The organism is Streptomyces sp. NPDC006529 (assembly GCF_040611795.1).
Taxonomy (GTDB): Bacteria; Actinomycetota; Actinomycetes; order Streptomycetales; family Streptomycetaceae; genus Streptomyces.
In genome coordinates, this window is sequence record NZ_JBEXPB010000064.1 from 13,719 (window position 1) to 27,903 (window position 14,185).

Sequence of the window (14,185 nt, forward strand, 5' to 3'; positions counted from 1 at the left end):
ATTGTGCGGGGCCCCGGCGGGTAGGCGCTTCCCTCCGGAGGTGGCCCCATGACCAGTCAACCGATCCAAGGAACGGGACGACGGCGCCGTTCGCCCGGTCCCCCCGGCGCCCGCCGGGAGGCCACCCCGACCAGGCCGCCGACCGAGGGCACGCTGTCACCGGAAGGGCCCAGGGAGCGGGTCAACCGGCGCTGGAACGAGATCCTCCAGGAGACCAGGGTCGCCCAGACCGGAGTGCAGATCCTCTTCGGACTGCTGCTGAGCATCGCCTTCACCGCCCGGTTCGAGACCCTGACCGGCTTCGAACGGGCCCTGTACGTCGTCACGCTCGTCCTGGGCGCCTCCTCGACGGCGGCGCTCATCGCCCCCGTGTCCATCCACCGCTGCCTGCGCGGCCTGCGCCTGAAGCACGAGGTGGTCGAGGCGGCCGGGCGGATGATGGCGTGCGGCATCGTGCTGCTGGCCCTGACCATCGCGTGCACCCTGCTGCTGATCCTCGACGTCGTCCTGCCCAGCCCCCTCGCCCCCGTGATCGTCTCCACGGTGATGGCGTGGTTCGTCCTGTGCTGGTACGTCCTGCCCCTGCGGCTGCGGCGCAGGGCGACCAGCACGTCCTACGACTCCGGGGGACGTCGTGGACCCGGCCCCGCTGACCCCGCGTGAACGCCGCCAACTGGCCGCCATAGAAGCCGAGCTGCGCGGCGACCGGCGCATGGACCGCCGCCTGCGCACCATGCGCCGCAGACCGCCCGGCTCCACGCTCCTGGCCCGCCTCGCGCTCACGGCCGCGCTGGTCGCCAGCGTGGCCCTGCTGGCGGTGGCGGTGGCCACCGCGTCGGCCGCCTGGGTCACGGCCTTCGCGGTCGTCTGGCCGGCCACGCTGGTGCTCGCGGCGCTGATGCTCCGCCGCTGGGGCCGCCGCCAGCGCTAAGGGTGCAGCGTCCCCGACACCTCATCCGTAGCACCGGACGCCGGGTCGCGGCGGGAGGGGGAGCCCGGCCACCAGCTGCGCGGACCGATGTCGATCACCAGGGCAGGGACGAGCAGGGAACGGACCACGAGGGTGTCCAGCAGGACGCCGAAGGCGACGATGAAGGCGATCTGGACGAGGAAGGCGAGCGGGATGACCGTGAGGGCCGCGAAGGTGGCGGCGAGGACGACGCCCGCCGAGGTGATCACGCCACCGGTGGTGGTCAGGCCCCGCAGGACTCCCTGGCGGACGCCGTGGTCGCGGGTCTCCTCCCGGACGCGCGACATCAGGAAGATGTTGTAGTCGACACCGAGGGCGACCAGGAACACGAATCCGTACAGGGGCACGGAGGCGTCCGTACCGCTGAAGCCGAGCAGGTGCTGGAAGACCAGCGCGGACACCCCGAGGGTGGCCAGGAAGTTCAGCGCGACGGTGGCCACGAGCAGGACCGGCACCAGGAGCGAGCGCAGCAGCAGGACCAGGATGAGCAGGATGATGCCGAGGACGACGGGGACGATCACGGTCCGATCCCGGGCCGCGGTCCGTTCGGTGTCGTACTGCTGGGCGGTGTAGCCGCCGACGAGGGCGTTCGCGCCCGGCACGGCGTGGACGCGTTCCCGCAGCATGCGGACGGTGTTCTTGGCGGCGTCGCTGTCGGCGGCCGTGCCCAGGACGGCATCGACGCGGATCCGGCCGTCGACGACCAGGGGCTCGCCCCCGCCGGGGCGCCCCGCGGCCGTGACGGCTGCCGCGGAAGCGACCCCCGGGGTTCCCTCCGCGGCAGCCCGTACCTCCGCGGCGGCGGAGGCATCGGCGATGATCACCGCGGGCTGGCCGGAGCCCCCGGGGAAGTGCCGGCCGAGGTTCTCCTGCGCGGCGACGGAAGGCGCGTCCTTGACGAAGATCTCGTCCAGGGGAACGCCCCGGGCGGCCAGCGTCGGCGCGAAGGCCGCCAGCACCAGCAGCAGGAGGGTCGTGGACACCCACACGCGGCGCGGCGCCCGGTCGATGACCCCGGCGACGCGGCGCCAGACCGGGTGCCCGTCGGCGGTGGCGTCGGACGGTTTGGGGGAGGCGGGCCAGAACGCGCCGCGGCCCAGCAGGACCAGTACGGCGGGCAGGAAGGTCAAGGTGGCCAGGAGCGAGCACAGGATGCCGATCGCCCCGACCGGCCCCAGCGCCCTGTTGTTGGTCAGGTCGCTCGCCAGCAGGGCGAGCAGGCCGAGGGCCACGGTCGCGGCGCTGGCGGTGATCGCACCGGCCGAGCGCCGCACGGCGGCCACCGCCGCGGCCGTACGGTCTTCGTGGGCGGCCAGTTCCTCCCTGAACCGGGCGGCCAGCAGCAGCGCGTAGTCGGTCGCCGCCCCGATGACCAGGATGGACAGGATCCCCTGGACCTGCCCGTCGACCCGCACCACGCCCCGGTCGGCCAGGGCGTAGACGACGGCGCAGGCCAGGCCCAGGGCGAAGACGGCGCTGATGATGATCACCAGCGGCAGCAGCACACTGCGGTAGACCAGCAGCAGGATCAGCAGGACCGCGCCGAGCGCGACGGCGAGCAGGATCCCGTCGATGCCTGCGAAGGCGTCGGAAAGGTCCGCCTGGGTGGCCGCCGGTCCGGCGATCTGCGCGGTCAGGCCCGGCACGGCCGTGACCGCCGAGCGCACCTCGTCCAATACGGCGGGAAGCTCCTTCCCGAGGTCGGGAGCCAGCGGTACGACGGCCTGCAGGGCCCGGCCGTCGTCGGACCGCAGGGCCGGCGACGGCGCCGCGGTGACGCCCTCGCGCCCGGCGAGGGCGGCCACGGCCCGGGTGGCGTCCTGCTGCTGCGCGTCGCTGACACGAGCGCCTCCGCGGGCCTCCCAGACGACGATCGCGGGCACCGACGCGGAGGGCTCGAAGGCCTTGCGGGCGTCGAGGACCTTCGTGGACTCGGCGCTGCGGGGCAGGAACGCCGCCTGGTCATTGGTGGCGACCTCGCCCAGCTTCCCCGCGTACGGCCCGAGCGTCCCGCCGATCCCCAGCCAGACCACCAGCAGCACCACGGGCACCAGCCAGCGGGCCCAGCGCGGTGTGCGCTTCATGGCGAACCCCTCCCATCTCGACATTCTCAACACTCTCAACGATGAAGTATCTCAATCATCAAGAGATCTTATGCTGAGGGCATGCGCAGCGCCGACCACGCCGACAGCCCCCCGCCCACTCTTCCGCCCGAGGACCCGATCGGGTTGCAGTCGTTCGCCGTGTTGCTGCGCGCGATGAACGCCGAGTTCAACCGGATCGCCCAGGAGTTCGCCCAGTCCCAGGGCCTGCACCTGACGGACGTGCAGGCGCTCATCGCGGTCCTCGACGCGGAACGCGACGAGGACGCCGGCCCGATGACCCCGGGACGTCTGGGCGCGCACATGAACCTGACCTCGGGAGCCGTCACGGCGTGCCTGGACCGGCTGGAGAAGGCCGGCCACATCCGCCGGGTCCGGGCGGCCGACGACCGGCGCGTGGTGCACGTGTACTACGCACAGGCGGGCCGCGAAGCCGCCCGGGAGTACTTCCGCCCCCTGGCCCGGTCCACCGACGCGGCCCGCGCCCGCTTCAGCCCCGACGAGCTGCTCGTCGTGGTGCGGTTCCTGGCGGAGATGAACGGGCAACTGAGCCGCGAACGACGCTGAGGGCGGCGCGGCGACAACCCCGTCCGCGCACCCTCGCGCCGCCGCGCGCAGTGGCGGCCCAGTACTCTTGTGCATCCGCAGAACGGGCCGGTTGGCCGGAAGGGGGCGAGGTGAGAGCGGCGCGGGCGTTGGCGACACTGGACGAGGTCGAGCTCGGTGACCACGTGTGCTGGTTCACGGGATCTGCCGGTTTCTCCGACGACGCGAGGGCGTACGTCGCCGACGGAGCCCTGTACGGGGACAAGATCGTGGTCGTGGGATCCTCCGGCGCCGCCTACGGGGTCACCGGCCGCGGCGGCTCGCTGCGCCCGGCCGCGGTGGTCCTCGACCTCCCGCAGCCGATGGACACGGACGTGGTCCTGGCCGCAGTCCGCCAGGAGGCCCGCACCGCCGCCCGCGAAGGCTTCCGGTCGGTCCGCGTCCTCGCCGAGCGGGCCCCCCTCACGGCGCCCGGCGCGGCCGGCGAGCTGCTGGCCCAGGAGCTGGGGCTCGACGCGTTCGCCTCCGAGAGCGGCGCGATGGTGGTGTGCGCCTTCCAGCCGTCCCAGTGGGATGTGGCTACGCTGGACAACGTGGCAAGTGTGCATCCGCACGAGATGGGCACACGTGCACAGCGTCCGGCTTTCCGGATGTACTGCACGGGTGCCGACATGTGGAGCGTGGATGGAGTGATCGACTCTGAGTGCGCGCTCACGTTCAACGCGGCCGCCCGTGCGGTGGTGCGGGGCGCTTCCACGGTGACCTTGCGCTTCGACCACCTCCAGATGATCGACGCCGCGGGCATGCACGCCCTGGTCGACGCGGCCCGCCACCTGCCCGGCCGCCGGGTCGTCGTGCGGGGCGCCAACGAGACCGTACGGCTGTGTTGGGAACTGGCCGGCTACACGGCCGCCGACCTGCCGGTGGTGATGGCCGCATGAACGCGATCGTGCCCCCCGAGCGGTCCGGCACCGCCGGGCCCCCCGGCCAGGCGGAAAACGGATTCCGGCACGAGCTGTACCCCTACCGCGGCGAAGCGGAGTTCGTGAGCGGAACCCTCGGCTTCATCCACGAGGCCCTGGAGGAGGACGAAGCCGTGGTCGTCGCCGTTCCCCCCGACAAGACGGCGCTCCTGCAGGACGAGCTGGGCGGCGAGAGCGCCGTCACGTTCGTCGACACGACGACGGCCGGACCCAATCCGGGTCGCCTGATCGCGGCCTGGGTGGCCTGGCTGGCCGAGCGCGGCGAGGGGGACCGGCCCGTCCGGGGCATCGGCGAAACCTCCTGGCGCACGGCGCGCAGCGCCGCGCACCTCTCGGAGCTGCGCTACCACGAGTGGCTCATGAACCGGGCCTTCGCGCAGAGCCGGGCCCGCTCGATGCTCTGCCCCTACGACGCCGCCGACGAGGACGAGGCCGTTTTGCAGTCACTCTCACGCTGTCATCCCCTGATCCGCCGGGACGGGCACTACACGCGCAACGACGGCTACCTCTCCGCGGAGACGTACCCCTTCGAGGTGCTGGCCGACCCGTGCGATCCGTACCAGGAGCTGAGCTATTCGCACGGCGACCTGGCCGCGATCCGGTCGAAGGTCGCCCAGTGCGCGTCCGACGCGGGCGTGCCGGAGGAACAGCTCCCGAAGCTGGCCGTGGCCGTCACGGAGATCGCCACGAACAGCATCCGGCACGGCGGCGGCAAGGGCACCCTGCGCACGTGGGCCCAGGACGCGACGTTCCTGTGCGAGTTCCGCGACGCGGGCTACATCCCCGACGTGATGGCCGGCCGCGTCCGCCCCTCCGCGGAACAGATCGGCGGCCGCGGCCTGTGGCTCGCGCACCAGCTGTGCGACCTGGTCGAGATCCGCTCCACTCCCGACCGCGGCACCACCATCCGCCTGCACATGGACGTGCCCCAGTAGCGGATTGCGGCAGGGCTGGGCGGCCCGTGGCGCCGGGCTGACCGTGACATTCGTACGGCCCGGGAGGGGATCGGCGGCCCTGCCGGGGCGGCCGGTGGGCTCCGTAGAGTCCTCGCATGTCGAAAACACACGAAGCCGGACGTGACGACGCCTGGGAGGGCGTCGTCACCCACCTGTCCCGCGGCATGCTCGACGGGTCGAACATGTACCACTTCGCCGAGGTCCGCCGTGCCGACGGACCGACCGCCGAGGTCCGGATCGGCCGACGGCTCTGGAAGTCCCTCGCGATCGGCGACCGCCTCGTCAAGCGGCCCGGCGCCGACCCGGTGAAGGAGTAGGCCCACCGGGGCAACGGGCGTGCCGCCGGGCGTGCCCCCGGTCAGGCGTCGGCGGCGGCGGGGTCGAGGGAGTCGATGTCCTCCATGAAGCCGAGCATCCGCGCGTTGACGAGGTCGGGATGGTCGATCTGCGGTCCGTGGCCCGTCGAGGCGAGGATCTCGACGCGGGCGCCGGGAATCAGCCGTGGGATGCGTTCCACCTGCCGTTTCGGGTGCACCAGGAGGCTGTGCTTGCCCATGATGACGGACAGCGGGGTCCGGATGGAGCGCAGCGCGTCCTCGGACAGCGGCAGCGGCGCGGGCCGCCGGATCCGGTACGCGCGGGCGCCGAGCTGGATCCACGGACGCATCTCGGGGACGGCCAGCACCGGCTGGTCCAGCCAGGCGGCGAGGCGCGGTCGCAGCGCCGCCGGGGCGAAGGTGGCGAAGAGGCTGACGAAGACCCAGGCGAAGAAGCGCAGGCCGACCTTCTCCAGGCCGCCCGGGTCGAGGGCGGTGACCGAGGCGAGCCGTCCGGGCCGCAGGTGGGCCTGGTTGAGCACGAGCCAGCCCCCGTAGGAGGAGCCGACGAGGTGGACCCGGTCGAGGCCGAGAGCGTCGAGCGCCTCGTCCATCCACTGGGCGGCGCGCTCGGGCTGCCACATGGGCTCGCGGTGGACGCTGCGGTTGGCGTCGCCCGGGGTGTCGAGGGCGTAGACGGGCCGGTCCACGCTCAGCCCGGGGGTGTTCGGGTACCACATGGCGGAGGAGTAGCCCGCGCCGTGGATCAGGACGATCGGGGTACGGCCCTCAGCCGCCGGGTCCTGGGGTCCGTACCGGTAGACGTGCGTGGTGCCGAAGCTCGTCTCGACGTCGGTCTCGGCGCGCAGCGGCGCTCCCATCGCGAAGAGCACGTCGGCGGCGGCGAAGTAGCGGTCACGGAGCGCGTCGTTGACGTAGCGGCCGACGTCGCGTCGCACGCGGGGGGTGGTTCCGGGCACGGGGCACCTCCGGGGGATTCGGCGTTTGATGGTACGAACGTATCACGTTGATGGTACGGCGGTACCATGAAGTGGCCGAGGGGCGGGCGCCCGGGGAGACCGGTCCGCGACGACCGTCCGACAAAGGGAGACACCGGCAGATGCCGAAACGCGTGGATCACGAGGAACGGCGGGCCCAGATCGCCGAGGCGCTCATCCGGGTCGCGGGGCGCCGGGGGCTGCACGCCGTCGGCATGCGCGACGTGGCGGCGGAGGCCGGCGTGTCGCTGCGCCTCGTGCAGTACTACTTCGAAACCAAGGAGAAGCTGCTCTTCTACGGGCTCCAGCACCTGACCGACCGCTTCACCGCGCGCGTGGGCGCCCGGCTGGCCGCCGCCGGGCCGCACCCCGGGCCGCGCACCACGATCGAGGCGCTCCTGCTCGCCTCGCTGCCCACGGACGAGGAGAGCCGCACCTTCCACCTCCTCTACAGCTCCTACGCGCTCCTGGCCGTCACCGACGAGGCGCTCGCCGCGCAGCCCTTCATCGACAAACCCGACGCCGCCGAGGACGCCCTGACCGGCCTGCTCTGCCAGGCGCAGGACGCCGGCGCGGCCGATCCCGGAGTCGACGCGCGGACGGAGGCGATCAGCCTGCTCGCCATGACGGCGACCATGGGCACCAGCATCCTGGTGGGCCAGCGCACCCCCGAGTCCGCCGTGGCCGTGATCCACCACCACTTGGACCGCATCTTCACCCCGCCGGGCAGGCCGGATAGCCGGATGACGGGATAACCGCGGCCCTCGCGCGCCGCGCCGCTACGCCCGGCGCGCGGACGTCCAGCCCCGGCGCCGAAGGCCCTCGAAGCCCTCCAGTAGGAGGTCCAGGGCGAACTCGAACTCGAACTGGTCGTCGCAGCCGCCCCCGACCGCCGAGCCCCCGTCATGTGCGGCCGTCGCGGCCAGTTCCGCGATGTGCGGGTAGTGCGCCGCCAGGGCGGGGTCCGGCGGGCCGGAGGGGCCCGAGGTGTCGAACAGCTCCTGGCTGAAGCCGAGCAGCCGGCTGCCCATCGCGTGCATGACGTGGTGCGTGAGGTCGGCGGAGAGGCCGCCGTCCCGGAAGGCCCCCGCCATCGAATCCAGGTACGCCAGCACGGCCGGCGTGGGCGCGCTCCGCGACTCGATGACCCGGGCCGCCCACGGGTGGCGCAGCAGCACCCGCCGGGCCGAGAGGATCCGGCCGCGGACCACCTGCCGCCAGTCGGGACCGGCGGCCGGCGGGTCGATCTCGCCGAGCACGGCGTCGGTCATGCCGTCGAGCAGCTCCTCCTTGCCGGCCACGTGCTTGTAGAGGGCCATCGGTACGACGTCCAGCTCCTGCGCGAGCTTGCGCATGCTGAGGGCGTCGATGCCCGTGGTGTCGGCGAGCGCGACGGCGGCGCGCAGGACGCGGTCCCTGTTCAGAGGGGTCCGGTGCGCAGGTGCGGGTTCCTGACGGGTCATCCGGGCGCGGCCCCTTCCTGGGCGAGCGGGCCCTCGTTCGCCGGGGCCTCTGCGAGCGAACCCCGTTGGGCGGGGCCCTCCTTGACGAGTGTACGCCGTACACCTATGGTCGCCCCAAGGTGTACGGCGTACACCTCCATCGAGCGAGGGGTAGCGAGAAGATGAGTCCGGACCGGAGAACCGCGGTGGCCGCCGGGTCGCTGTTCCTGCTGACGGAGGTCGCGGCGATCGCTGGGGCGGTGCTGTACCGCTCCCTGCTGGGCGCGGCGGACGGCCGGCTCGCGCAGGGTGCCGACACGCGGGCGCTGCTCGGCGTGCTGTGCGAGGTGGTGCTGGTGGTGGCGGTGGCCGGGACCGGCGCGGCGCTGTTCCCCGTGCTGCGGCGCCACGGCGAGGGGCTCGCGCTCGGGTACGCCTTCGGGCGGCTGCTGGAGGCGGCCGTCATCGCCGTCGGGATCGTCTCCGTACTGGCGCTCGTCACCCTGCGCCGGGACCCGGACCCGGCGGCCGGCGCAGATGGCGCGCTGGTGGCCGTCCACGCGTGGACGTTCCTGCTCGGGCCCAACATCGCCCTCGGCCTGAACACCGTCCTGCTCGCGCACCTGGCGTTCCGCGCCCGGCTCGTGCCGCGTTTCCTCGCGGTCCTCGGGCTGGTCGGCGGCCCGCTGATCTGCGCCTCGGCCGTCGCCGTGATGTTCGGCGCCTACGAGCAGCTCTCCGTGGCGGGGTCGGTCGCCGCGCTTCCGGTGTTCGCCTGGGAACTGGGGCTCGCGGGGTGGCTGATCGTCAGGGGGTTCGGCCCCGGCCCGGCGGCCGCGTCCGCGAGGGGTACGGACGCCGCCCGCCCGGCGGGCCGTCCGTCGGTGGGGCCGGCCGGAGCCTGACGGGGCCGGGCGGGGCGGCCTCCCGCCCGGCCCGCACGGCATCCCGCCAGGTCGGCGCCGCGCTGAACCGACGACCGGGTGGGCGGACCGGCTGCGCCGATGCTCGCGCGGCGGGACGAGTGGGGGAGGATGGACCCCGCAGTGAGGGCGCCGTCCCCACCGGCCGGGCCCGCCCGGAGCCGGACGGGCGGCCTTCACGCGTTCGCGGGGCGCGGCCCCGGGGAGGGCGGCCAGGCGGAGTGAACATGATGGATGAACGGGTGTACTGCGGCGACGAGGGGCACCGCGTGCGGCCGACCCCCGGGCGGTTGTACGTCAGGCTGGTGGGCGGACCCCTCGACGGGCAGCTCCTCGACGTCACCAACCTGCCCGCACAGGAGCGGGTCGACGGCGTGTTGCTGGCCACCGACCGAGGCCTCTTCGGCCCCGGCGGATGCGCGCTCTACAGCCCCTCCGAGACGGACGCCGAGGGATCCTTCGTCTGGGACGGCGACACTCCCTGAGGCCGACGGCCGAACGGCCGGGCCCGCGCGCGACGACGGTGCGCCGCTCAGGCGTCCGTCGTCGCCGCGGCGGAGTTCCGGCGGCAGCGTGTCAGCGCCGGCTTCCCAACGGCCGCACCGTGCAGGCATCTTGACGCGGCCGTACCGTGCGCCTTGAATCAAGTCGTGAACAAAGGGGCCCGGACGAGCGGGTTCCGCGTTCACACCTTGGCGGCGGCTGCCCTGTGCTCTGTCATGGGCATGTCGAATCCCCACCGCCTGTCCCTGCCTCCGTACGTCCCCCCCACACGGAAGCGATGTGATGACCGTGCACCCCACGTGGCACCGACGCGCACTCTTGTGCGCGCTCGCCCTGGTCTGCTGGACCGGCCTGGCCGCCCCGGCCACCGGCGCGCCGGCCCCCGCAGCCCCCGCCGCCGTCCCCTCGGCCGGCGCGGCTGCGACCTTCACCGATGACTTCGACGGACCTGCCGGAGCCGCCGTCGACCCGGGCAAATGGCAGGTCGAGACCGGTGACAACGTCAACAACCACGAGCGGCAGTACTACACGGCGGGCAACCGCAACGCCGCGCTCGACGGGCAGGGCCACCTGGTCATCACCGCCCGCCGCGAGAACCCGGGCAACTACGCCTGCTGGTACGGGCGCTGCGAGTACACCTCGGCCCGCCTGAACACCGCCGGCCGCTTCACGCAGACCTACGGACACGTCGAGGCGCGGCTCAAGGTTCCGCGCGGCCAGGGCATGTGGCCGGCCTTCTGGATGCTCGGCAACGACATCGGCCAGGTCGGCTGGCCCAACTCCGGTGAGATCGACGTGATGGAGAACGTCGGCTTCGAACCGTCGACCGTCCACGGCACGCTCCACGGCCCGGGCTACTCCGGATCCGGTGGCATCGGAGCGGGGTACTCCCTGCCCGCCGGCCAGGCCTTCGCCGACGCCTTCCACACCTTCGCCGTCGACTGGGCCCCCGATTCCGTCTCCTGGTCCGTCGACGGGGTCGTCTACCAGCGACGCACCCCTGCCGACCTGGGCGGACGGAGCTGGGCCTTCAACAAGCCGTTCTTCCTCATCCTCAACCTCGCGGTCGGCGGCTACTGGCCGGGCGACCCGGACGGCAGCACGGCCTTCCCCCAGCAACTGGTGGTCGACCACGTCCGCGTCACCACGTCCGACGGCGGCACCGGAGGCCGGACCGGCCGGATCAGCGGGCTCGCCGGCAAGTGCGTCGACGTCGCCGGGGCGAACCCGGCCAACGGCACACCGGTCCAGCTCTACGACTGCAACGGCACCGGCGCCCAGAACTGGACCTTCGGCTCCGACGGCACCGTACGTGCGCTCGGCAAGTGCCTCGACGTCGCGAGCGGCGGCACCGCCGACGGGACACCGGTCCAGCTTTATGACTGCAACGGGACCGCAGCCCAGCGCTGGACGGTGTCCGCGGCCCGCGACATCGTGAACCCGCAGGCGGACAAGTGCCTCGACGTCACCGGCGGCGGCTCCGCCAACGGGACACGGCTGCAACTGTGGACCTGCACGGGGGCCGCCCAGCAGAAGTGGACGGTACCGGCGGCCTGACCGTCGCAGCGGGGTGATCACCCGGGGCCCTGCGGACGCCGGCAGGGCCCCGCCCGGCGTGCCTTCACGGACCGCGTCCCGCGCGGCGTAGCGTGGTCCGGGGCCGGTAGCCCGGAGTCCGGACCATCCGAAGCGAAGGTGACCGCGCATGGGACGGGACGAGAAGAACGGCCCGGACGTGATCGTGATCGGCGCGGGCGCCGCCGGCCTCGCCTGCGCCGCGGACCTGGTCGCGGGAGGGCTCCGCGTCACAGTGCTGGAGGCCTCGGACGGGGTGGGCGGCCGCATGCGCACCGACCGGGTCTCCGGATTCACCCTCGACCGCGGTTTCCAGGTCTTCAACACGGCGTACCCGCAGGTCAAACGCCGCCTCGCGCTGCGACCGCTGCGCCTGCGGCCCTTCACCCCCGGGGCGCTCGTCCACACGGGGGAGGGGCGCCTGCTCCGGTTCACCGATCCCACCCGGCGCCCCCGCGAGAGCCGCGACCTGCTCCCCGGCCGGCTGGCCTCGGCCCGCGACCTCGCCGCCCTCGGCCTCCTGACCGCACGTGACGCGCTGCTCCCGCCCCGGTGGTTGCGGGCGGGGGCCGACCGGACGACCCGGGCGGCGCTGGCCGGGGCCGGGATCTCCGACGAGCTGGTCGAGACGTTCTTCCGGCCCTTCCTGTCCGGAGTGTTCCTCGAAGACGGTCTGGAGACCTCCTCGCGGATGTTCCACTTCGTCTGGCGCAGCATGGTGCGGGGCACCCTGTGCCTGCCCGCCGACGGCATCGGAGCGGTTCCCGCCCAGCTCGCCGGCGGACTGCCGCCCGGCGTGCTGCGCACCGGCGCCCCGGCGGCCCGGCTCACCGACCACGGCGCGGCCCTGACGGACGGCGGTGAACACCGCGCGCGAGCGGTCGTCGTCGCCACGAACCAGGCAGCGGCGGCCAGGCTCCTGCCGGCGCTGGACGTGCCCGCCGGCCGTACGGTCACCACCCTCTACTACGCCGCCGACCGCTCCCCGCTCCGCGAGCCGACGCTGCTCGTCGACACCGCACGCCGGTTCCTCAACACCTGCGTGCTCAGCGAGGTGCACCCCGGCTACGCGCCCGACGGCCGGGCCCTGATCGCCGCGTCCGTCCTCGGCGCGCCCGGCCCCGCGGAGGAGGCGGTGCTCCGGGCCGCGCTCTCCGAGGCGTACGGAGCGGACACGGACGGGTGGGAGACCGTGCACCGCTACACGGCCCGCGACGCGCTCCCTGCGATGCCCCCGCCCCTTTCGCTGATCCGGACGACCAGGGTGGGCCCGTTCCGCTACGTCTGCGGTGACCACCGGGCGACCGGCTCGCTCCAGGGCGCAATGGCCTCCGGCGCCAGGGCCGCCCGCGAAGTCCTCGCGGACTTCCACCGCCCGGGTGGCTCCGTACGTTCGTCACCGCGTCGCGCACCGTAGCGGCCGGGGGCGCCGGTCTCAGCGGAACGCGTCGATGTGCTCCGTCAGGAAGGCCTCCAGCCCCCGCGGGGCGCGCCCCAGCAACCGGGCGACCGTGTCGGTGGGCTGCTCCGGTCGCGCGACGGCGAGCTGCTGGATCTCCACCACGTGGTCCGCGAGCCAGTCCGGCATTCCGCGCGCCGTGCTCAGCTGGGCACGGAACTGCTCCGGCGGCAGGTCCACATAGCGCACGGGCCGCCCCCGCAGCCGGCCCAGCAGCTCGGCGAGCCGGTCGAAGGAGCATGTCTCGGCGCCGGTCAGGGTGTACGTGCCCCCGGTCGGCCCCGGCCGGGTGAGGGCGGCGGCCGCCACCTCGGCGATGTCCCGGCAGTCGACGTAGTTGCACGCCGCCCGGCCCATCGCACCCGTCAGCAGGTCCCCGTGGGTCACGCCGGGCCCGAGCATCAGCAGGTTCTGCATGAACGCGTACGGACGCAGGACCGTCGCGGTGATGCCGGCCGCGCGCAGCCGGGTCTCCACGGTGTGGTGGCCGCGGGCTATGGCGACGGGGGAGTCCGGCTCGGAGGCGGGGGAGGAGATCTTGACGATGTGCCGGACGCCGGAGGCCACGGCCGTTTCGATGGCGCGCAGTTCGAACTCCACCTGGCGCGGGCCGTTCTCCATCGTGAGGAAGAGCTGGCTGCCGCCGCGGAACGCGGCATGCAGTGAGGCCGGGTCGGCCGCGTCGGCGTAGTGGCCTTCCACCAGCGGGCCGGCCGTCGCGCCGAGCCGGGTGCGCAGCCGCTGCGGATCGCGGCTGAGCGCCCGGCACGGCACCTCGCTGTCGGACAGGGTGCGCACCAGCGCGGCCCCGGTTGCTCCGGTGGCTCCCATGACGATGATCATCGGTTTCCCTTCGAGGACGGAGTGGTGAAGCGGCCGCGCCAGCGCCAGCCGACGATCGTGGCGGCGAGGGCCGCGGAAAGCGGCAGGTCGAGGGTGAGGCGGTCGAGCGCCGGACCGTGCGGCCAGCCGGTCCAGGCCGGGTCGCCGTACTGGGCCGCGCGGGCGCAGATGAAGGCGAGAGCGGCCGCGAGGGCGGCGCCGGCCAGCGCGAGGACGGCGCGGCGTCCCGCCCCGGTCGCGCGGCGGCGGCCGAAGAGCTGCAACCAGCCGCCGACCAGCAGGGCGACCACGGCCGAGGTGCCGGCGATCGAGGTGCCGGCGGCCCGCAGCAGCTCGCTGTTCCCGCCGATGAGCGCGCCCGCGCCCGCCGTCAGCGCGGGGGCGGCGTAGGCCGTGGCCACCTCGCGCCAGAGTCTGAACGGCGGTGGCTCGCCGGTCCGTTGGGCTGCTCGGGACATGTGATCCTCCCGAAGAGAGTCGGTCTTAGTCATTAGCTGCCTAACTATCGGGTCCGAAAAAAGCCGCCGCCCCGTGGCGACGGTTCGGCGGCGGCGCCCCTCCCACGGC

At 73.6% G+C, this 14,185-nt stretch carries 16 protein-coding genes; 11 read left to right on the forward strand and 5 right to left on the reverse strand.

The window, feature by feature from the left end; translation table 11 throughout:
- The first annotated feature begins 48 nt into the window (after positions 1–48).
- Both ABZY31_RS28850 and ABZY31_RS28855 read left to right on the forward strand, forming a co-directional pair.
- A complete protein-coding gene (locus tag ABZY31_RS28850; RefSeq protein ID WP_356416024.1) occupies positions 49–663 on the forward strand; it encodes a DUF6328 family protein in 615 nt (204 codons plus the stop codon).
- A complete protein-coding gene (locus tag ABZY31_RS28855) occupies positions 635–931 on the forward strand; it encodes a DUF3040 domain-containing protein (RefSeq protein ID WP_356416027.1) in 297 nt (98 codons plus the stop codon). Before ABZY31_RS28850 ends, ABZY31_RS28855 begins: the two co-directional genes overlap by 29 nt.
- Here the strand turns inward: ABZY31_RS28855 and ABZY31_RS28860 are convergent.
- On the reverse strand, positions 928–3,054 hold the full coding sequence (locus ABZY31_RS28860) for an MMPL family transporter (protein ID WP_356416030.1): 2,127 nt from the start codon (positions 3,052–3,054) through the stop codon (positions 928–930). The genes ABZY31_RS28855 and ABZY31_RS28860 overlap by 4 nt on opposite strands.
- Positions 3,055–3,135: 81 nt before the next feature.
- Between ABZY31_RS28860 and ABZY31_RS28865 the strand changes: the two genes are divergently transcribed.
- From ABZY31_RS28865 to ABZY31_RS28880, 4 genes are all read left to right on the forward strand, one after another.
- Positions 3,136–3,639 (forward strand): MarR family winged helix-turn-helix transcriptional regulator, encoded by a 504-nt coding sequence (locus tag ABZY31_RS28865; protein WP_356416033.1) that lies wholly within the window; start codon positions 3,136–3,138, stop codon positions 3,637–3,639.
- A gap of 110 nt (positions 3,640–3,749) precedes the next feature.
- A complete protein-coding gene (locus ABZY31_RS28870) occupies positions 3,750–4,559 on the forward strand; it encodes an MEDS domain-containing protein (RefSeq protein WP_356416036.1) in 810 nt (269 codons plus the stop codon).
- Positions 4,556–5,536 carry a sensor histidine kinase gene (locus ABZY31_RS28875; RefSeq protein ID WP_356416039.1) on the forward strand — a complete coding sequence of 327 codons (981 nt, stop codon included), beginning with the start codon at positions 4,556–4,558 and terminating at the stop codon, positions 5,534–5,536. The genes ABZY31_RS28870 and ABZY31_RS28875 overlap by 4 nt, the downstream gene beginning before the upstream one ends.
- 116 nt (positions 5,537–5,652) lie before the next feature.
- Positions 5,653–5,874, forward strand: coding sequence for a hypothetical protein (locus ABZY31_RS28880; RefSeq protein WP_356416042.1), 222 nt, complete (start codon positions 5,653–5,655; stop codon positions 5,872–5,874).
- A 41-nt stretch (positions 5,875–5,915) separates the two neighbouring features.
- On the opposite strand, the gene ABZY31_RS28885 is transcribed toward ABZY31_RS28880, so the two are convergent.
- On the reverse strand, positions 5,916–6,854 hold the full coding sequence (locus ABZY31_RS28885) for an alpha/beta hydrolase (RefSeq protein ID WP_356416045.1): 939 nt from the start codon (positions 6,852–6,854) through the stop codon (positions 5,916–5,918).
- 140 nt (positions 6,855–6,994) lie between these two features.
- Here ABZY31_RS28885 and ABZY31_RS28890 point away from each other — a divergent pair, with 140 nt between their 5' ends.
- Positions 6,995–7,627, forward strand: a complete 633-nt coding sequence (locus tag ABZY31_RS28890) for a TetR/AcrR family transcriptional regulator (protein ID WP_356416048.1) — start codon at positions 6,995–6,997, stop codon at positions 7,625–7,627.
- A 24-nt stretch (positions 7,628–7,651) separates the two neighbouring features.
- Here the strand turns inward: ABZY31_RS28890 and ABZY31_RS28895 are convergent, their stop codons facing one another.
- Positions 7,652–8,335 carry a TetR/AcrR family transcriptional regulator C-terminal domain-containing protein gene (locus ABZY31_RS28895; protein WP_356416051.1) on the reverse strand — a complete coding sequence of 228 codons (684 nt, stop codon included), beginning with the start codon at positions 8,333–8,335 and terminating at the stop codon, positions 7,652–7,654.
- Between the two features lie 161 nt (positions 8,336–8,496).
- Between ABZY31_RS28895 and ABZY31_RS28900 the strand changes: the two genes are divergently transcribed.
- The 4 genes from ABZY31_RS28900 (at position 8,497) to ABZY31_RS28915 (ending at position 12,733) form a co-directional block, all read left to right on the forward strand.
- Complete coding sequence (locus ABZY31_RS28900; protein WP_356416054.1) at positions 8,497–9,219, forward strand: DUF4386 domain-containing protein; 723 nt, start codon at positions 8,497–8,499, stop codon at positions 9,217–9,219.
- 245 nt (positions 9,220–9,464) lie between these two features.
- Entirely contained in the window at positions 9,465–9,722 is a 258-nt protein-coding gene (locus ABZY31_RS28905) for a hypothetical protein (protein WP_356416057.1), read from the forward strand.
- Positions 9,723–10,023: 301 nt separating this feature from the next.
- Positions 10,024–11,298 (forward strand): ricin-type beta-trefoil lectin domain protein, encoded by a 1,275-nt coding sequence (locus ABZY31_RS28910; RefSeq protein ID WP_356416059.1) that lies wholly within the window; start codon positions 10,024–10,026, stop codon positions 11,296–11,298.
- A 148-nt stretch (positions 11,299–11,446) separates the two neighbouring features.
- The gene (locus ABZY31_RS28915; RefSeq protein WP_356416062.1) at positions 11,447–12,733 is read left to right on the forward strand and encodes an NAD(P)/FAD-dependent oxidoreductase; all 1,287 of its coding nucleotides are present in this window, start codon (positions 11,447–11,449) and stop codon (positions 12,731–12,733) included.
- Between the two features lie 18 nt (positions 12,734–12,751).
- On the opposite strand, the gene ABZY31_RS28920 is transcribed toward ABZY31_RS28915, so the two are convergent.
- Together ABZY31_RS28920 and ABZY31_RS28925 are read right to left on the reverse strand one after the other, a co-directional pair.
- Positions 12,752–13,618, reverse strand: a complete 867-nt coding sequence (locus tag ABZY31_RS28920; protein WP_356416065.1) for an NmrA family NAD(P)-binding protein — start codon at positions 13,616–13,618, stop codon at positions 12,752–12,754.
- On the reverse strand, positions 13,615–14,076 hold the full coding sequence (locus ABZY31_RS28925; RefSeq protein WP_356416067.1) for a hypothetical protein: 462 nt from the start codon (positions 14,074–14,076) through the stop codon (positions 13,615–13,617). Before ABZY31_RS28925 ends, ABZY31_RS28920 begins: the two co-directional genes overlap by 4 nt.
- Positions 14,077–14,185 lie beyond the last annotated feature (109 nt).